Source organism: Varibaculum cambriense DSM 15806, assembly GCF_000420065.1.
Taxonomy (GTDB): domain Bacteria; phylum Actinomycetota; class Actinomycetes; order Actinomycetales; family Actinomycetaceae; genus Varibaculum; species Varibaculum cambriense.
Map to the genome: position 1 here is coordinate 1 of NZ_ATUF01000010.1, position 16,819 is coordinate 16,819.

Annotated in this window: 23 protein-coding genes; 20 read left to right on the plus strand and 3 right to left on the minus strand. The window is 54.8% G+C overall.

The window, feature by feature from the left end; genetic code table 11:
• Positions 1-268: helix-turn-helix domain-containing protein (locus F605_RS0108810; RefSeq protein ID WP_022865506.1), on the minus strand; the 268-nt coding region annotated here is incomplete at its 3' end.
• A gap of 361 nt (positions 269-629) precedes the next feature.
• On the opposite strand from F605_RS0108810, the gene F605_RS0108820 reads away from it, so the two are divergent.
• Complete coding sequence (locus tag F605_RS0108820; protein ID WP_022865508.1) at positions 630-881, plus strand: hypothetical protein; 252 nt, start codon at positions 630-632, stop codon at positions 879-881.
• Between the two features lie 15 nt (positions 882-896).
• Here F605_RS0108820 and F605_RS0108825 read toward each other — a convergent pair whose 3' ends face one another.
• Positions 897-1,385 carry a hypothetical protein gene (locus F605_RS0108825; RefSeq protein WP_022865509.1) on the minus strand — a complete coding sequence of 163 codons (489 nt, stop codon included), beginning with the start codon at positions 1,383-1,385 and terminating at the stop codon, positions 897-899.
• Positions 1,386-1,408: 23 nt separating this feature from the next.
• On the opposite strand from F605_RS0108825, the gene F605_RS0108830 reads away from it, so the two are divergent.
• From F605_RS0108830 to F605_RS0108925, 19 genes are all read left to right on the plus strand, one after another.
• A complete protein-coding gene (locus F605_RS0108830) occupies positions 1,409-1,663 on the plus strand; it encodes a hypothetical protein (protein ID WP_022865510.1) in 255 nt (84 codons plus the stop codon).
• Positions 1,664-1,743: 80 nt separating this feature from the next.
• Positions 1,744-2,880: a hypothetical protein gene (locus F605_RS0108835; protein ID WP_156005371.1), complete on the plus strand. Its 1,137-nt coding sequence runs from the start codon at positions 1,744-1,746 to the stop codon at positions 2,878-2,880.
• Positions 2,881-2,891: 11 nt separating this feature from the next.
• The gene (locus F605_RS11620; RefSeq protein WP_162138282.1) at positions 2,892-3,092 is read left to right on the plus strand and encodes a helix-turn-helix domain-containing protein; all 201 of its coding nucleotides are present in this window, start codon (positions 2,892-2,894) and stop codon (positions 3,090-3,092) included.
• Positions 3,085-3,372: an HNH endonuclease gene (locus F605_RS11625; RefSeq protein WP_022865513.1), complete on the plus strand. Its 288-nt coding sequence runs from the start codon at positions 3,085-3,087 to the stop codon at positions 3,370-3,372. The genes F605_RS11620 and F605_RS11625 overlap by 8 nt, the downstream gene beginning before the upstream one ends.
• A gap of 124 nt (positions 3,373-3,496) precedes the next feature.
• Entirely contained in the window at positions 3,497-3,841 is a 345-nt protein-coding gene (locus tag F605_RS0108855; protein ID WP_022865515.1) for a hypothetical protein, read from the plus strand.
• Between the two features lie 338 nt (positions 3,842-4,179).
• Positions 4,180-5,286 (plus strand): hypothetical protein, encoded by a 1,107-nt coding sequence (locus F605_RS0108860; RefSeq protein WP_156005377.1) that lies wholly within the window; start codon positions 4,180-4,182, stop codon positions 5,284-5,286.
• A 98-nt stretch (positions 5,287-5,384) separates the two neighbouring features.
• Entirely contained in the window at positions 5,385-6,518 is a 1,134-nt protein-coding gene (locus F605_RS10755; RefSeq protein ID WP_022865517.1) for a phage portal protein, read from the plus strand.
• Positions 6,515-8,056, plus strand: coding sequence for an HK97 family phage prohead protease (locus F605_RS0108870; RefSeq protein WP_022865518.1), 1,542 nt, complete (start codon positions 6,515-6,517; stop codon positions 8,054-8,056). The genes F605_RS10755 and F605_RS0108870 overlap by 4 nt, the downstream gene beginning before the upstream one ends.
• Before the next feature lie 2 nt (positions 8,057-8,058).
• Positions 8,059-8,370 carry a hypothetical protein gene (locus F605_RS11170; RefSeq protein ID WP_022865519.1) on the plus strand — a complete coding sequence of 104 codons (312 nt, stop codon included), beginning with the start codon at positions 8,059-8,061 and terminating at the stop codon, positions 8,368-8,370.
• Positions 8,367-8,735, plus strand: coding sequence for a hypothetical protein (locus F605_RS0108880; RefSeq protein ID WP_022865520.1), 369 nt, complete (start codon positions 8,367-8,369; stop codon positions 8,733-8,735). The genes F605_RS11170 and F605_RS0108880 overlap by 4 nt, the downstream gene beginning before the upstream one ends.
• A gap of 11 nt (positions 8,736-8,746) precedes the next feature.
• The gene (locus F605_RS11175; protein ID WP_022865521.1) at positions 8,747-9,190 is read left to right on the plus strand and encodes a hypothetical protein; all 444 of its coding nucleotides are present in this window, start codon (positions 8,747-8,749) and stop codon (positions 9,188-9,190) included.
• Positions 9,191-9,640 carry a hypothetical protein gene (locus F605_RS11180; protein WP_022865522.1) on the plus strand — a complete coding sequence of 150 codons (450 nt, stop codon included), beginning with the start codon at positions 9,191-9,193 and terminating at the stop codon, positions 9,638-9,640. It begins immediately after the preceding gene.
• The gene (locus F605_RS0108895) at positions 9,637-9,954 is read left to right on the plus strand and encodes a hypothetical protein (protein WP_022865523.1); all 318 of its coding nucleotides are present in this window, start codon (positions 9,637-9,639) and stop codon (positions 9,952-9,954) included. Before F605_RS11180 ends, F605_RS0108895 begins: the two co-directional genes overlap by 4 nt.
• 83 nt (positions 9,955-10,037) lie before the next feature.
• On the plus strand, positions 10,038-12,245 hold the full coding sequence (locus F605_RS0108900) for a phage tail protein (protein WP_022865524.1): 2,208 nt from the start codon (positions 10,038-10,040) through the stop codon (positions 12,243-12,245).
• Positions 12,242-14,110 (plus strand): hypothetical protein, encoded by a 1,869-nt coding sequence (locus F605_RS0108905; RefSeq protein WP_022865525.1) that lies wholly within the window; start codon positions 12,242-12,244, stop codon positions 14,108-14,110. Before F605_RS0108900 ends, F605_RS0108905 begins: the two co-directional genes overlap by 4 nt.
• Positions 14,094-14,528: a hypothetical protein gene (locus tag F605_RS0108910; protein WP_022865526.1), complete on the plus strand. Its 435-nt coding sequence runs from the start codon at positions 14,094-14,096 to the stop codon at positions 14,526-14,528. Before F605_RS0108905 ends, F605_RS0108910 begins: the two co-directional genes overlap by 17 nt.
• 12 nt (positions 14,529-14,540) lie before the next feature.
• Entirely contained in the window at positions 14,541-15,353 is an 813-nt protein-coding gene (locus tag F605_RS0108915; RefSeq protein ID WP_022865527.1) for an N-acetylmuramoyl-L-alanine amidase, read from the plus strand.
• A gap of 3 nt (positions 15,354-15,356) precedes the next feature.
• Positions 15,357-15,596, plus strand: coding sequence for a phage holin (locus tag F605_RS11630; RefSeq protein ID WP_040765610.1), 240 nt, complete (start codon positions 15,357-15,359; stop codon positions 15,594-15,596).
• Positions 15,568-15,915, plus strand: a complete 348-nt coding sequence (locus F605_RS0108925; protein WP_022865528.1) for a hypothetical protein — start codon at positions 15,568-15,570, stop codon at positions 15,913-15,915. The genes F605_RS11630 and F605_RS0108925 overlap by 29 nt, the downstream gene beginning before the upstream one ends.
• Here F605_RS0108925 and F605_RS0108930 read toward each other — a convergent pair.
• Positions 15,899-16,723, minus strand: coding sequence for a tyrosine-type recombinase/integrase (locus F605_RS0108930; RefSeq protein ID WP_022865529.1), 825 nt, complete (start codon positions 16,721-16,723; stop codon positions 15,899-15,901). The two genes, F605_RS0108925 and F605_RS0108930, sit on opposite strands and share 17 nt — an antisense overlap.
• Positions 16,724-16,819 lie beyond the last annotated feature (96 nt).

A 16,819-nucleotide genomic window follows, 5' to 3' on the forward strand; every position in this document is an offset into this window, starting at 1 on the left:
AATCCCGAGGTTGCAGGTTCGATTCCTGTCGGGGGCGCCAAGTATCGCCTAACATGGGCTTCATTAAGTCCCAGGGCGTAGTATCAAAGACCGAAGCCACGCTATCAAGCTCTTGGATCTTCCATTCACGCTTACCAAGCAATTTATTTCCAATGGCAGACTGAGAGATATTTAAGCGCTTAGCAAGCTCGGTGTTATTGATGTTTGAGCGCGCCTGAAGTATGCGGATATTAGTTCTTAGAATTTCGGGGCTGGTCAAGGTTTCCATATCGCTAATATTATTTCAATATGTTCATTTTGTAAACGAATCACTAAAACATAAAGACGTTTCGTCTATGAGGTGCGTCACAAAAAAGCAATAATACGCCGTTTTGTCGTGTTCTAGTCATTTTGAACTATATTCTTGCCATTATGACTAATGCAGTTAATGCGAGAGTGTCGCACCTTATAGAAAATTGTATGCATGAAAACAGGCTTTCCCAAGCTGACCTAGCGAAGATCCTCAGAGTTACTCCCTCTAACGTTTGCTCGAAGCTGAAAGGTAAGCGCCTTTGGAAAATCGACGACCTGCAGTTATTGGCTAATGCTGGGTTTGATTTTTCGGATTTGTTCACGAGGGAGGTTTAGTTGTGGATTTGTGGGAGATTAAGGATTTTCTTGATATCCGGGTTCCTACGGATACGGTCAAGCGCGCTCTGGCTGATGACCCGGCCGATAGGAAGCGGCTTAGTGTCGAAATTCGGAACCGGTGGGATATTACCACGCGCGACCTCTTGGAGAGCCAGGTATCTAACGAGGCTATCGGGCTGATTTTTAAGCAGTTTGTTAAAGAGTTCGCTCATCGTCTTGCGGATTTATGCGATGACGAGGACGAGGAATAGCAATGGAGCGCCGGGTTAGTCGTGTTTGCCGTAGGTGTCGGTTATATAGTTCGCGTGTTCTAGGGAGCAGATCGCAACGCGGCGGTCACCGCGTTCCTGGTTGCTTATGCGGTTGTGGAATCTCGCGGGGTAGGTCGTGCCATGTGGTAGATGCACGATTAGAGAGCGGCGGAAAAGAGACAACGCGCCGGATGCGGCCTTATAGGAGATCAGCAGACGCCGGTTTTTACTATCACGAGGATTTAGTTCGAGATTTAGAACTGTCTGATGCCCGATATAGAAAAGGTCATCGCAAATGGTTTCGCCGTCTATCCCGACTTTTACCCTTACGTCTTTTATCCAGCCGTTATGAGGCCAGATGATGAAAAGCATTCCGTATGTGGGTTCTATCTGGATGAAGCGTATTTCCGGGCGTTGTCCCCATTTTTCAGCAATGACCATTAAGAGCGCTATTAGAGCGGTTATTGCGCTGCTAGCCGCTAAGAGTATCGCGATTGTATTCATGAAAACTATTCTAAGGAGGCTTTATGCCTAAGGGTGTCGACACTGGTTTAATGCAGCTCTCAATAGATCTTGATCGGCTCTGCTCCCGGTCTGAGCAGTTCCGGGCAAGCCTGGGTGAGTTGATGCCGGCGGTGTTGGAGCGCGCTAGTGAACTTGATTCTGATCTGGTTGGTGATGTTAGGGATGAGCTGACGCGGCTTTGCGGGGCGGCCATGCTTCAAGTTAACTCACTGCTGCTCGCAGAAGAGAAGGCGCGGGGTGGTGCTGATGTTTGCTAGTCCTGGCTTGTTTGTGCTGGCTTGTGTATCAGCACTATTAGCGGCGGTTATCGTGTGGTTTATTGCGCGGGGTGGTCGTGGTGAGTGAGGCTGTTCCTGCTATGCGGCTCACGGCCGGCGCTCCAACTTCCGTTCTTATCTCATCTTTGGCTCGGTCTTATTGGGGCGTGCTCGATGGCCCGGAGTGGAGAGCTGCTAGGGGCATGTTACAGGCTTTGACCTTGGTTCCTACCTCTAAAAGCGCTGTAGCGCGGTTTGATTATAAGGGTGAGGTGCTTTCTACGGCTTGCCAGTTGCAGCGGATCTCTGGTTATTGCGAGCGGTGGACACGGATCGCGCTTCAAACCCTGGAGGAGATGGGCGTCATTAAGTGGACTCGCGGCATGATCGTTTCCGGTAATCCCACATCGTCCCTATTTGTTGTGGTTAAGCGGAAGCTGGTGGAACTTATCAAGTTTGCGCGGCCGCGCTCTAAACGGATTGATGAGGAACAGCGTAACCGGTTTATTGCCCGGCTCGCGGATATCTTGCGGCGGCGGCGTGGTAAGGACGGGGCGGCGCGTACCCCCGATAGTGTCCGGGTGCCATCCAGAGGGGCGGGCGGGGTAAAGACTAATGATCTTCAAGCCCGTTCTGCCTGCTCGCGCCATGCGGAAGTCAATGCTAGCCCCTCTAATTCCTTAGGAGGGTACCCGGCTTGCCGGGTGCCCCGCGTAAGAAAGAGATTGTTCCGCTCACCAGATGAGGACAAGCGCGAAGCGCTTGATCTATTTAACGCGTCGGCTGATCCGGTGGAGGATAAACCGGCTCTGTCACCTGCAATTATAGAAGATTTTGTTAGCAATGATGAGGAGTTAGGAATGTTGCCAGCTATGCCACAAGCTCACTTAGAACTATTGCCGGATGTGTGTCCTCATGGTGAATACAGTCCCAGGCAGTGCGCCTTATGCGTGGACGCTACCAGGAATAAGAATGAGATGGAGAACTGGAGGCGGCGGGTTGGTAAAGACCCAGCCTATAAGAGAGCGGAAGAAGCCGGACTGTTAGAGGTATCAGACGAGCAGATAATCAGAGACCGCGCTACCCAGATAGCTACCAAGCAAGCCGAATCCATGATGTTTAAGGACCGGGCGGAATGGATGACTTACGTACTCACTACCGCTGACCGCTTGGTTAAGGAATACAAAGCCAAGGGAGAAGCCGTGTTATGGCGATAGAAAGGCAAGCGATGAGGAAACCTACACGGACAACACAAGCAGGCAGGCTATTAACCACGGAGGAAGTAGCAAACATTCTGGGAGTAACGCCGGGCTATGTTAAGCAGCTACGCTACACGAACAAAGGCCCCGCGTTCATCCGGTTGGGGCGGGCGATTAGGTACGCGCCCGGGGATGTTACCGCCTACGCTAGGCAGGTGCGTAATGGTTAGGTGGAAGGAACTACCCGGCCGGGTACGCCGGGAACTCACGGCGCAGATAGCAGAGCGGGACGGTTGGATCTGCCAGCTATGCGGGCTACCTATCAGCCACTACCCACTAACGAGGCGTGACCAGTTAACCGCGGATCACATCATCCCGGAATCGTGGGGCGGCGCGTCCACTATAGATAACTTGCGGGCTGCGCATTGGGGATGTAACAGCGCGCGGGGAAATAAAATGAAACGCCCTATAGTCATCTATGACAGGTTACGCGAGGTGTTATCAGCGTGAGAAAAAATATTTTCGCCGCCGTTTTTTCTGAGAAATACGCCCTGTCCACTCCACGCCGCCAGGCTATAATCCCTCCCTTTTTAACTCAAAAAAAATCCCCTGACCAGGAAAGAAACCAAAAAGCATGCCAGAAATGATTAATTCTTTAATCCCTGAATGGGACGCAGCACAGCGCAAAAAAGGACAAAGTTATACAGCAGCAAGCCAAACCATACAAGCACTCACAAGCCAGGGCAAACTGCAGGAAATGGACGCGGCGCTGTGCGAGCTCCTGCTCTCTACTGCTACTGATATTGACTCAATCGCCCCCGGTGATGCTGCCTCCGGGCGCGCCGCTATCCGCAAGACCTATCTAGGGATCCTTTCTAAAATCTATGAGGTGATAGAAGAGCGCGAAAGAGCCGCTAACAGTTCTGGTAATGCTACCCCGCAAGAACGCGTGGCAGAGCTACTACATATCGTCTCATGAAACTACCGGCCTCTAAATGGAAAGCTGACCCGCCGCCCTCATACGCTCCCGCCCCCGCGAAAGGATACAAATCGGAGGCGGCACCCATATGCGTTATAGCGGCAATGATGGGATGGGATCTGCAACCCTGGCAACGCCGCGTACTCAAGGCTGCTACCCAATACAAGCAAGACAAAAAGGGCAAACGCCATTACCGATTCCGTGAAGTCCTTATCTCTGTTCCCAGGCAGTCCGGGAAAACTACCCTAGTATGCGCATTAGGTGTCTATAGGGCTTTGCTTAACCCGGGGTGCGAGATCTATTTTTCCGCTCAGTCCGGCCTATATGCCTCTGCTGCTATGAAAAAGCTAGGGAGCGCCTGGGAAACACACTGGGACAAAGACCTAAAGGCGTGTTTCGACTTCCTACGCTCTAACGGAGCGGAGGGCTTCCAAGCTAAGAATGGCTCGATCTTCCAGCGCTTCACGCGGGGACCGGAAGCCATGCACTCCAAAAGCCCCCGGCTAGTCATTAACGACGAGATATGGACCCTAAACGCGCTGGAAGGCGCTGATCTGGTGGGAGGAATCCGCCCCGCGCAATCAACCTTTGGTGATGAAGCGCAAATATGGCACCTCTCTACTATGGGAACAGATAAGAGCGAATTCTTAAATGACATGGTGGCAGATGGCCGCGAGAATAAGCGGGCGGATCTGGCTTATTTTGAGTGGTCCCTAGCTCCCGGCCTGGATCCCACTAACCCGGATCTTTGGGGATTCCATCCCGCCCTTGGCAACACCCAAACCCTAGACACCCTGAAAAGCGACTTTCTTTCCCTGTGGGAACGCACCCCCCAGGAGTGGGAGCGCGGCTACTGCAACCGCTCCACCAAAACCCTAACCGGGGAATACGTACCCGGCGCTATGTGGGAAGGGCTAGAGGACGCCGGGGATATCCCGAAAACTAACCCCACATTAACTTTCTCTGTAGAGGTATCCGGGCGGGGAACCGCTGCGACTATCGCCGCCGCCTGGCAACGCGCCGAACCCAACCCGGGGCCAAGCGTGACAATCGTAAAGCAGGCACCTTTCACACGGTGGATCATTCCCGCCCTCAAAGCCCTAAAAGTCAAGTTTCCCGCCGCCCCGGTATATGTGGACGCAGCAGGACCCAACCGGCGCCTACTAGAAGACTTCGCAGAGCAAGGCGTAAGAATCCAGGAAGTAGACCTAAAACAGCGCTTGTTAGCGGACGGGGATTATTTCACTGCGATAAGAACCGGGACCCTCGCACATGACCATTCCCCCGCCCTAGAAGAAGCAAGAAACGGGATCATGGTCAAAATAACCAACGGGTTAGAACGCATAGACCGCGATAAATCAGCCAACGACCCGGCGGCCATGATCGCGGCGTCCGTGGCCGCATGGGGCGCTTCCAGAGATGAAAAACTAGCCATTTACACCTAACTCCTTTACTATCCCTCAGTGTCCCTCCATAGCCCTCCATAGCCCTCCTGTTAACAATCCCTAGGAGAATTGCGGGTGCCTGGCTTAGCTTTGCGGCTATGGGACTCCTAGACTTTTTCAAACGCTCCAAAACCTTTAGCGTTCCGAGTGGAAAAGGGATCACCCCGCCCCCGCGTAGCCCCCGCCTAGATGAACCGCTATCCCTACCGGCGGTTTATCGCGCGGTGCAAGTAATCGCTAATGGCATCTCCCAGCTTCCCCTTTATGCGGAAAAGAACGGGCGGCGCCTAACCCCGGCGCAAACTCCCGGGATCCTTAAAACCCCAGACCTCAACATCTCACGAGATGAGTTCATTGAACAGCTAGTTTTATCCCTAGCGCTTAGGGGTAACGCCTACTGGCTGGCCATCGGAGAATACCGGGGCGCCCCTGCAGAACTTCGCGCGATCCACCCGGATCTAGTAACCGTTACCTGGGATAAAACCAAAACCCGCCGGGTATATTCCATAAACGGGAAAGAGATCCCGGCCGGGAAGATGGGACACGCCGCCTTATCGCGTATGCCCGGCATGTTAACCGGTATCGGACCTATCACCGCCGCAAGGCGGGATTTAGAGGGCGCGGCCGCGATCCGAGATTACGCAACCGACTATTTTGCCTCCTCTGGACAACCCGCCGGAATCCTCTCCACCGAGCAACCCCTAAACAAGGCAGAAGCCTCCGACATTCTGCAGGCCTGGAACTACCTAGACGAAAACGGGCAACCCCTAGACATGGCAAGTAATCCATCCCGGGCAAGAGTCCTTCCCAAAGGCATAAAGTACACCCCGATTCTTATTAGCCCTAAGGACGCGCAATGGCTCGAAGCCCGCGCCTTTACCACGACCGAGATAGCGCGCCTGTTCGGTGTACCCGCCGGGCTACTCCTAGCCGCCGTAGACGGAAACTCTCAAACCTACAGCAATATTGAACAGGCCTGGATAGAGTTCAGCCGCTTCACCCTCACCGGCTACACCCGCAAGATAGAAGGCGAATTGAGCAGGATGTTACCCGCCGGGATGCAAGCCAAATTCAACTACGAAGGCTTACTACGGGCTGACACCAAGACCCGTTACGAGTCCTATCAGATCGCTATCAATTGCGGGCTACTCACCAAGGACGAAGCCCGCGCCCTCGAAGGCAGAGAACCCCTAGACGAACAAGACCAAGAGCAGGAGGAAACAAACGAATGAGTGACCTAGACCAGCTTCAAACCCGCTCCCTCACAATCCGAGCAGACGGCAACAAAGAAGAACGCGGGGTAACCGCTCTAGGCGTGCCATATAACGATGAAACCCAAATATGGGAAGGACTGTTCGAGCAGTTCGCGCCCGGCTCCGTAGACGCTACCGGCGCAATTTTGCGTTATGCACACTCTGAGCCCATCGGGCGAATAACCGCAACCCGCGAAACAGAAAACGGTATCGAGTTTGACGGCATAATCTCCCAAACCACCCGGGGCGATGAAGTGTATCAGCTCCTAAAAGACGGCGTATTAACAGCTTGTTCTATCGGGTTTGAGGGCATCGAATACGACCAAACAGAGCGCGAAGACGGGACGCATATCACCTGGCAGAAAGTCCGGGCGCGTGAGTTCTCCATCGTGGAGTTCCCCGCGTACGAGGCCGCGAAGATCGAAAAAGTTAGAGAAAAACAAACCAAACCACAAAAGGAAGAAGTAGATATGGAAAACGAAACCACAAACACCGAAACCCTTGAGCGTATGGAAGCGCTAGAGCGATCCCTAGCCTCTCTAGTAGACAAGCCCGCCCCTACCACCCCGGGGATTAATTACCGCTCTTATGGTGAGTTTGTAGCCGGATATAAGAAGGGCGAAGATGACGCAAAGCAGCTAGCGCGCGCTGCTGCTACCGGAACGACCGCCGATTATGTGAACCTTCCAGTCTGGTTAGGAGACATTGAGAAGCGGATGGAAGCTAAGCAGCCAATCAAGAATTTATTTACCACTATTGCGTTACCCTCCACTGGCATGACCATGGAATACGGGTTAAAGGCCGAATCCTCTACTATCAAGGTAGGCAAGCAGGCAAAAGAAGGAGACAAGCTAGTAACCGGTTTGCCCGCTACCTGGACCGTGCAATCTGCTACCGTTTCTACCTACGGCGGCGCGGTAGAAGGCATTACCCGCCAAACCATCGAGCGCACCACGAGCCCCGTTATTTTGGACGAAATCTTTAAGGATCTGGCCTACGAATACGCGGCCGCTATTGAAGCGGACGTGCGGGAAAAGTTCCAAGCGCTCGCCGCCGATAACACCCCGGTGCTCACCCTTACCAAGGGAACTACTGCCACGGTTGCGGACCTGGAAGACCTCCTACTAGACCTAACGGATGTTTATGAGGATATTCCCTACTCCATGGACGGGCTCTTAGTGTCTCCGGCCGTGTTTAAGTGGCTAAAGAACCTGCCACGCGATCCGCGCGCGCTGCAGTTGCAAGGCGCGCCGCTAGAGCACCAGGGAACTATTACCTTTAACCTGCCGTCTGCTCAGATCGGACAGATCACTATTAGCCGCGTTCCCAAGTGGGAAGGCGATCACATGGTGGCCTATTCCAAGGACGCGCTAACCACCGCGGAAACTCCCGGCGCACCGCTCCGGCTAGAGGATGAAAACATCACCACCCTAACTAAAGAGTTCGCCGTCTACGGGTACGCCGCGATCTTTAGTCAACATCCGGATCTTATTAAGCCGGTAAAGATCGGCGCCTAGACATGGCAGACGTAAACCAGCTAAGGGCGTTTACCGGGGCGGCGGCCTCTGACAGCGAATATTTATCCGCTTGTCTAGAGGCTGCCACCGAGCGGGTTAACCGACATATTGGGCGCTGCCAGGTGCCAGGACCCGTACTAAACCAGGCGATTTTAGAGGTGGCTGGGAATCTGTGGCAGCGGCGGGTAGGCAAGCAAGATTTAGCGGCTTTCGGAGACGGCACTTTATTGGCGTCTCCTGCCCGCCCGGCGTTGGATCCGCTCACCCCCGCCCGCGCCCTCCTGGCTCCCTGGCTAGGAGTAGGAATCGCATGAGCCTACTAGCCGAGATCATCGAAGCCGAGCAGGAAGCCCTAGCCGGGGCGCTCCCAGACTCTTACCTAGTCACGAGCGAGCCCACCGCGGGCTATGCAGCCCTGGCAGCAGGCAAGAACGCCGCGATCATTACCGAGCCAAACCTAAAACCAGAATCCTACTGCCAAGTAGTAGCAGATTTTGAGGTCTGGCTAATAGCCGCCGCGCAAGACCAGGCCCCGGCCCGCGCCGCCCTCTCAGATGGCATAGCCGCGTTAATTCCGATCGGGTTTGATAACGCTTTCGCGCTCGGGGTAACTCCTCCAGGCACTAACCGTTATTTCGCGGCCTACAAAATCAACTATTCAAACAGCTACCAAATATAAGGAGAAAAACAATGGCAGTTAAAGCAGACAAACTAGGACCGGGAAAATTAACCTTTACCCCGGATGAGGGAGGCGCCGCCCGGGAGTTCGCCGGGCAATGTACCAAACTAACCTATAAACCCGAATACAAGACCGAGGATCCGACCCCGATGTTAGACGGCTCGGAGTACCTCGAGCCCGGTGAGCTCACCGGCTCCCTTGAGGGTGAGATCATGCAAGACTACGGAACCGACTCGCTCCCTAAATGGTGCTTTGACCACATGGGCGAAGAAGTGGAATTTATTTTCAAGCCCAATAACACTAGGGCGCTCACCATTAAAGGGCGTTGCCAGGTGGCGCCGGTCGAGATCGGCGGGGACGTCAAAAAGTCCAACTCCACTAGCTTTAGCTTCCCTACCGTGGGTAAACCCACCCTAGAAGAAGGCTCCACCCCCTCCATCCCTGCAGCCGGATAAATGGGCAAGAAAGAGCGGGGCGCAGTCGAAATCCTAGGGTTAGACGAGCTTAGATACTCTCTGCGTAAGATCGGGGACGATCTCGAAGACTTCAAAGCCCTCAACTCCGAGATAGCCCAAAAGGTAGCCGCCCGCGCCCGCTCCAAAGCCCCCACCCTAGAAGGCACCCTACAAGGCACCATCAGGGGCGGCGGGGCAAAACGCAAAGCCACCGTAAGAGCCGGAAACGCCCGTGTTAAGTATGCCTGGGTTATCCATTGGGGACGGAAGATGTGGCCGAGCCTAACCGCTGAGCCGCCCACGTCAGGGCGTAAACCCTTTGCCGCCCCCGTAGAAAAAAGGCCGTTCATCATGGAAGCCGCTAGGGAAATGGATCCCGAAATTCAAGACATGTACGCCAAGATCATCAACGAAAAAACCGCAAAACTCAAAGGAGCCACAATATTATGAGCGTGAAAATCAAACACCTAAACGTGACCTATGTGGGAGGCCGCGAAGCCTCCTACCCACTACTTCCCGCCGCTATCGTTGCCGCTGAAGGATACGCCGCCTCTAGGGGCATGTCCATGAGTGAAATGGCCTACGAAGGCACCCTATATGCCGCCTGGACCATGGCACGCCGCAAAGAACCTGGCGCCCCCGATTTTAAAGAATGGCTAGAAACCCTGCTAGCAGCAGAAGAAAGCGAAGAAGGCCAAGGTGTGACCTTTCGAGGGGACGACCCTCACGGAAGCGATAGCGACCCTATGTCTAGCGACGGGTAGCAGTCCTAAAGGGTGGCTAGAAGCGCCACCGCAAATTCTATATGAAGCACTCGAGCAACTAGCAGACTTACAGGAGGAATAAAATGGCCGGCCCCGCTGTTATGGCTATAAAAATCGTTGGTGACGCTACCGGCGCTAAAAAAGCCTTAGACGGCGCGGGCGGCTTCCTCAACAAATTCACTTCCAAGTTCGGAAAAGCAGGCCCGCTAGTCGCCGCCGGTATCGCCGCTATCCCCATGGCAGCAGTAGCCGCCGCTAAAGGCCTCTATGACATCGGCTCCGAATTTAAAGGAATGTATGACACCATCCGGGTAGGAACCGGAGCAAGCGGGCAAGCTTTCGAGTCCCTAAAAGGATCCGCCCGCGCCGTGGCCTCCAGCGTTCCCGCAGATTTTAATAAAATCGGGACCGCCCTAGCAGACGTAAACACTAGGACAGGGCTCACCGGCAAAACCCTAGAAACTGTGTCCTCCCAGTTCCTAGAAGCCGGGCGCATCCTAGGCGAAAGTGTAGACATCAATAAAGCCACCGGCGCACTAAACGGCTTCAACATCACCGGCAAACAAACAGAAGCCGGCCTAGACACCCTATTTAGAGTCTCCCAGGCCACCGGCATCTCAATGAACGACCTGTCCGGCATCCTCGGTAAGAACGCCCCCGCCCTACAATCACTAGGCTTTTCCTTCAGCGAGTCCGCAGCCATGGCCGGGCTGCTAAACAAGTCCGGGCTGGATGCTAATAAGACTTTGGGATCTATGGGTAAAGCCCTCCTAGAAGTCTCCAAGTCCGGGGAAAAACCCGCCGATGCTTTCAAGCGGGTTACCGGGGAAATGGGAACCATGCTTAAAAAGGGCGATGAGGCCGGCGCCCTAAACCTCGCTAGTAAACTCTTTGGCACTAGGGGCGCCCCCCAATTCATCGGCGCCCTAAAATCCGGGGCGATCAACATGGACGCCATCGCCAAAGCCGCGCAAGGCTCCGGGGATACCATCCTAGGAGTAGGCAAAGAAACCACTAATGCCGCCGAAGCCTGGCAACTACTAAAAAACAACGCGAAACTAGCGTTAGAGCCTTTAGCATCCGGGGTATTTAACACGGTAGGTCAAGCGCTAGGGTGGCTAGCCGGGCTAATCAAAAACCTATCCGGTCCCGGCGGGCTGGGAGCCATGGGCAAAGCGTTTGATTCCCCCGCCCTCAAAGCGGCCGGGAAAATCTTCCAAGATATCGGGACGCAAGCGCAAAGCCTCTACCAAGCCATAAAACCCGTAGCATCCGCGATTATTGGCGCGCTAATGCCAATCTTTACCGCGCTCCTTCCCGTAGTTACCGGCGTCTTTACTACCATCGGATCCGTCATTAAGGGCGCCCTGCAAATCCTAACCGGCATCTTCCAAGTATTTAAAGGGATCTTTACCGGAGACTGGAACACCCTCTGGAACGGTCTTAAAGGCATTGCTTCCGGAGTATGGACAGTAATAAGCGGGATCATAACCGGCTCCATCCAACGCGTACAAGGCATTATAGCCGGCGCTCTCACCCTGATTAGCACCCTATGGAATAACGCCTGGACCGGGATCATAGGACTAGTAACCGCAGTCTGGAACGGGATCACCGGCGCGATCTCTGGCGGCTGGAACCGTGTAAAAAGTTTCTTTACCGGCGGGGTATCCCTTATAAAGAACCTTTGGGGCGCTGGCTGGCATTGGGTTCACGCTAAGGCCGTCTCCATCTGGAACGGGATCACCGGCGCCATCTCCGGCGGGGTAGGCCGCGCGGTGAACGTGGTAAGAGGTCTACCCGGCCGGGCGGTATCGGCGGTAGGAAACCTAGGACATCGTCTAGTAGGAGCAGGAAAAGACCTAATCCGCGGCTTCGTAAACGGGGTAGGCTCCCTAGGGTCTGCAGTCTGGGACGCAGGCAAACGCATAGCTAATAACGCTATAAACTCCATCAAGCACTTTTTAGGAATCGCCTCGCCCTCCAAAGTTTTTACCGTCATCGGTAAGCAGACCGGGCAAGGCTTCATCAAAGGCCTAGACTCTATGAGCCCCCTAGTGGATAAAGCGGCGGGTAGGCTAGTGAAAATCCCGGCAGCTAAACCAGTAAAGCCGATTAAATGGCAACCCGTACCCCCACCCGCCCCTGAACCCGCGTATTCTGCCGCGCCGGTTAACATCACCGTAAACGGCGCGCTAGACCCGCTAGCGGTAGCCCGGCAAATAAAGCAACTATTAACCGGCCTTGAGCGCGGGCGCGGCCAAATCACTATCACCCCCGGGGTGACCGCATGACTAGCCTAATAATCGGAGACTGGAAAATACCTGAGTCAGGCCAGGAACTCACCCGGGAAGGCTGGGGCGTACTAGACGGGGCCACCGTGAGCTTTGGGAGGCAAAATCAGCTAGACAACCCCGAAATCGGGACAATGAGAGCCGTTATCCGCTGCGAAACCCTCCAAGCGGCGCGCCGCGCTCACTCTATACACCCGGGAACCCCCGTAAAACTAGACTCCACATATAAGCTCTCCCATGCCGTACCTAAAACCGTTGCAATCAAGGACGGATGGATAACCCCCTACCTCACGCCCACCGGCCACCCTACCGGATGGGCCGAATGGAGCGGGAACTATTATCTTGCCGGCTCTTGCTGGGTAGGTCCGGGACCTTGGAACACCGGGAACCCGCAAGAATGGCGCTACCTATCGGAAAAAGTAAATGCCGAATCTGTAATCGCGGTAGAGCTCACCCTCACCGCCCCCCAATATGCGCCCGCCGCTCCGAAAGCTCGCCTAACCGGCGCCACCACCCCTAGCGCTGTCGGTCTTACGATTACTAGGAGCGACCCGGAAATAAAAGCAGAAAACACCGCGGCCGCTACCTGGAAGATTAAGGCAGAAGCCCCTATCCCGGTAGATGGCTACCCCGCGCTATGTATACACGCTCCCGCCGTCTGCTGGGACAACTACCCGCAAGCCGAAACATGGGAAACAATCTCTAACCCGTCTTGGAGAATCTGGGGAACCTGGAAGGTAGAAAAAACCCTAAAACTAGGAGCAACCTCCAAAGCCTCCCAAAACATACACGTGTTTTCCGGGGTAATAACCACCATCGAAATAAAAGGACTCCCCGGCGGTAAAAGCGAAATAAACCTAACCGCCTCCGACCACCTCCACCCGTTAAACGCCGCTAAAATAGCCGCGCCCCGCCGCCCCGCCGAGCCCCTACTAGACCGCATCAAATGGGCGTTAAACCAAACAGAAGATTATTTAACCAAGGCAGGCTATACCCCGCTAGGGGTACGCACCCAATCCGATATAAATCCCCTGATGCAGTCAATAGACGTGGACGCCCGCCCGGCGCTTGACCTGATAAACCAGGCCGCCAATAGCGCCGCGCTAACGGCGTGGCCGGTAGTCTCCGAGTCTGGGGACTGGGAGCTATTCCTAGAGGACGCAGACGCCCGCCCCGCAATCTCCTACATTGCCCTAGACGCCGCCGGCCAGGTCACCACCCAAAAAATAGTCACTAACTGCTTAATAGTCGACGGTAGCCAAATCCCCCTAGAAGGCGTGCAAATCGCCAAAGACGGAGAAGTTGCCGCCACCCAGTGCGAAGTATCCTATCCGATAGAAAAAACTGACCCCCAGACCGGGCAAGTGTCCTACGACACCGTCAAAACCCTAACCGGCGATATCGGGCCGGCCGGCCTCACTATCGAAACCTGGCTAAAAAACCCTGAAGACGCTACCGAAACCGGCCGGCGCTGGCTACGCCGCGTAACCCGTGGAGACTGGAAAATATCAGGAATAAAAATAAACACCGCGCACCTAAAAGGCGACACCACCGCCGGGCAACTAATAGATAGCGTTTACAGGATCGGGCAACAGCTAGTTATTTTTTCAATGCCTAAATGGATACCCGGAGCCGGCAACATAGAGCGCTTTTGCATCGAAGGCGGGAGCCTGACCGCTAATAAAGGCTCCTGGATTATCAACTTAAACCTAACCAGACCCGGCGGCGCCGGCTACGCCCTGAAATGGGAAGAAATACCGAGCCCCGCAATCTGGGACAAAACCCCGTTACCATGGGCGCGGTTCGCCGCGCTCACCACTAAAGCGAAAATAAAGGAAGGTTATAAAGATGCCCGCAACAACTAAAAACCTAAAAATCCCCTACCCTACCGGCGGCGACCCCGTAAGAGACGGCCCGCAAACCTTTGCGGAAGCTATGCAATTAATAGAGAGCTATCTCTGCCCGGAATGGAAACCGGTAACCATGGGGCCTAACTGGATAATGATAGGTGGCTACCAGGTGGAATACTGCAAACTAGGGGATCTAGTAGTCCTACGGGGAATGGTACGCCGCCAATCAGGCGGGCTGGAAAGTAATATTTTTTCGGTACCAGATGAGGCCCGCCCCAAAAATACACGGTTTATCCCTGCAACTGTAAGCAATGACGGGCGCCCCGCAAATCTATTTATAACCACAGAGGGCCGCGCGGTAATCCAGGGCTATTCCGGCACCGGAAATGGTATCTATAACCTCCCGATATCGGGCTCTTACTACATTAACTAAGGAGCAAAAACCATGAATTTTGAAACCTTGCAGGCTGATATCAACCTGCCAATGAATAAGCATTACACCAAGGGCCGCGGCGGCCACAAAATCGACAAGATCCTAGTCCACCACAACAGCGGCCGGTTAACTACCCGTGGCTGCTGGGAAACCTGGCAGACTAGGCAGGCTAGCGCGCATTACCAGGTAGAAGAATCCGGGCGTATCGGGCAATTAGTCTGGGACCGGGACACGGCCTGGCATGCCGGAAACTGGAGAGCAAATCAAACTAGCATCGGCATAGAACACGCCAATAACGATACTAAACACTGGACTATCAGCCCCGCCACTCTAGAGGCCGGCGCGCATCTGGTAGCAGCCTTGTGCAAAGCCTACAAGCTAGGGCGCCCGGAATGGCTAAAAAACGTTTACCCTCATCAGTATTTTGCTAACACCGATTGTCCCGGCCAGATAGCACACTCTCAGCGCGCCGCCTACATGGAGCGGGCGCAATATTGGTACGACATTATGACCGGAACCCACCCCGCTCCCGCAAGCCCCGCGCCTAGCGTGGATCTAGAAGCGCTCGCTAGCGCGGTGATCGCCGGGAAATATGGAAACGGTGAAGCCCGCCGGCGCGCCCTAGGCGCTAATTATGCAGCCGTGCAAGCTATCGTAAACCGGCGGTTAACCGGCAAATCTGCACCCGCTCCCAGCGTAGACCTAGAAGCGCTCGCTAGCGCGGTGATCGCCGGGAAATACGGAAACGGTGAAACCCGCCGGCGCGCCCTAGGTAGCAATTACGCGGCGGTGCAGGCCATCGTAAACCGGAGGCTGCTGGGGTGAGTCATGGGTAAGCACTCAAAAGAAAGATTTAGCTGGCTAACCCCAGCTGTGCGTGGCTGGATCTACGGGATAATAACCGCCCTGGTACCACTACTAATTATTTATGGCGTGCTAGATGAGCAGACCGCCCCGCTCTGGCTAGCTCTGGCAGCGTCCATCCTAGGCACATCCACCGCGCTAGCACACACTCCTATTAGACGAGAAAGATTAGATATTGATTTTCCCACTCACAGCCACCGATAGTCTTGCCTGGTGGCAAGATTTAGCCGGTATGGCCGCGCTAATAACCGCGATTGCGTCCATTCCCGGAACTATCGCGGCCTGGCATGCATCAAAAACCCGGGCGGCTTTCCGGCAAGAAATGAACCCAGATCACGGATCAAGCCTAATTGATAAGGTTGACGCGCTCACGGAGTCTATAGCCTCGGTAGGCCATCAGGTGGGAGAGATCCGGCGCGATATGGATCGGGAGCACCGTCACATAAACGCGACCATGGAGCGACATGAATCCGATATAAAAGAAACTAGATCCGCGCTAGACGCGATTAAGCAGCGGCCATAACCGCCGCCCGCAAACGCGCGGGCGCCACCGTCACATAAGCAAGGGTAGTTTCCGGGGAAGCGTGTCCTAAAAGCTCTTGGACGCTAAGCAGATCCCCCGTAGCCTGATAGGCGCGGGTGGCAAATCCGCGCCTAAGATCATGCATAGAAACCCCTACCGGTAGCACTCTAGACACTAGGGCGCCTACTGTGGCCGGTGCGAGATGGCCGGCGTCTGCTCCTGGGAAAAGGTACCCGCCGCGCGCGGCGCCTCTTATCGCTGCGGCTAGGCTGTCGCTAATAGGTACCTGCCTATCTTTGCCGCCCTTGCCATGCACAATAAGAGAAGCTCCCAGCAGATCGGCGGTAATATCGCGGGCGTGTACGCGCGCTACCTCGCCGCGTCTTAGCCCTGCCTCACTGGCTAAGCGGATCATTAGCCCTACTCGCTCGCAGGCTACCGCCTGCGCCTGCTCGACCTCTGCCAGGGTTGCCGGGCGTTTGATCGCCTTAAACTTTTTTCCTGCTGGCAAATCAGCAACCGGGGAAACCTGGATCCGGCCGGCCAATACCGCCCACGAATAGAACGCCTTGACCGCTTGGTGAGCAGACCGGCGCGTATTAGGCGCCCAATCGTGAGCAGCTGACCAGGCTACCGCCGCGCCTAGATCCACCTGCCACGGCGGCATATCGACCCAGCGGGCAAACCGCCTAACCCACCTGAAACGCAGGTCCCGGGTAGTTGCCGGGCGTCCCTCAGAAACTAGAAACTTTATAAAATCCTGTAATTCCGGCTCCCACCCGGCCGGCACCGGCTCTAACTCTAACATGAGTTAATTTTAATGAGCGTGTCAAATGGCCAGGCCGAAACCTGTAATTATCCTGCAATCCCGAGGTTGCAGGTTCGATTCCTGTCGGGGGCGCCA

Bases quoted from the DNA above. Each gene is read 5' to 3' on its own strand.
- F605_RS0108860 (WP_156005377.1), top strand. From the start codon at position 4,180: ATGAAAAAGCTAGGGAGCGCCTGGGAAACACACTGGGACAAAGACCTA.
- F605_RS0108910 (WP_022865526.1), top strand. From the start codon at position 14,094: ATGCCCGCAACAACTAAAAACCTAAAAATCCCCTACCCTACCGGCGGC.
- F605_RS0108880 (WP_022865520.1), top strand. From the start codon at position 8,367: ATGAGCCTACTAGCCGAGATCATCGAAGCCGAGCAGGAAGCCCTAGCC.
- F605_RS11180 (WP_022865522.1), top strand. From the start codon at position 9,191: ATGGGCAAGAAAGAGCGGGGCGCAGTCGAAATCCTAGGGTTAGACGAG.
- F605_RS0108825 (WP_022865509.1), bottom strand. From the start codon at position 1,385: ATGAATACAATCGCGATACTCTTAGCGGCTAGCAGCGCAATAACCGCT.
- F605_RS0108905 (WP_022865525.1), top strand. From the start codon at position 12,242: ATGACTAGCCTAATAATCGGAGACTGGAAAATACCTGAGTCAGGCCAG.
- F605_RS0108855 (WP_022865515.1), top strand. From the start codon at position 3,497: ATGCCAGAAATGATTAATTCTTTAATCCCTGAATGGGACGCAGCACAG.
- F605_RS0108930 (WP_022865529.1), bottom strand. From the start codon at position 16,723: ATGTTAGAGTTAGAGCCGGTGCCGGCCGGGTGGGAGCCGGAATTACAG.
- F605_RS0108830 (WP_022865510.1), top strand. From the start codon at position 1,409: ATGCCTAAGGGTGTCGACACTGGTTTAATGCAGCTCTCAATAGATCTT.
- F605_RS0108915 (WP_022865527.1), top strand. From the start codon at position 14,541: ATGAATTTTGAAACCTTGCAGGCTGATATCAACCTGCCAATGAATAAG.
- F605_RS10755 (WP_022865517.1), top strand. From the start codon at position 5,385: ATGGGACTCCTAGACTTTTTCAAACGCTCCAAAACCTTTAGCGTTCCG.
- F605_RS0108870 (WP_022865518.1), top strand. From the start codon at position 6,515: ATGAGTGACCTAGACCAGCTTCAAACCCGCTCCCTCACAATCCGAGCA.
- F605_RS11620 (WP_162138282.1), top strand. From the start codon at position 2,892: ATGAGGAAACCTACACGGACAACACAAGCAGGCAGGCTATTAACCACG.
- F605_RS0108895 (WP_022865523.1), top strand. From the start codon at position 9,637: ATGAGCGTGAAAATCAAACACCTAAACGTGACCTATGTGGGAGGCCGC.
- F605_RS0108900 (WP_022865524.1), top strand. From the start codon at position 10,038: ATGGCCGGCCCCGCTGTTATGGCTATAAAAATCGTTGGTGACGCTACC.
- F605_RS11625 (WP_022865513.1), top strand. From the start codon at position 3,085: ATGGTTAGGTGGAAGGAACTACCCGGCCGGGTACGCCGGGAACTCACG.
- F605_RS11170 (WP_022865519.1), top strand. From the start codon at position 8,059: ATGGCAGACGTAAACCAGCTAAGGGCGTTTACCGGGGCGGCGGCCTCT.
- F605_RS11175 (WP_022865521.1), top strand. From the start codon at position 8,747: ATGGCAGTTAAAGCAGACAAACTAGGACCGGGAAAATTAACCTTTACC.
- F605_RS11630 (WP_040765610.1), top strand. From the start codon at position 15,357: ATGGGTAAGCACTCAAAAGAAAGATTTAGCTGGCTAACCCCAGCTGTG.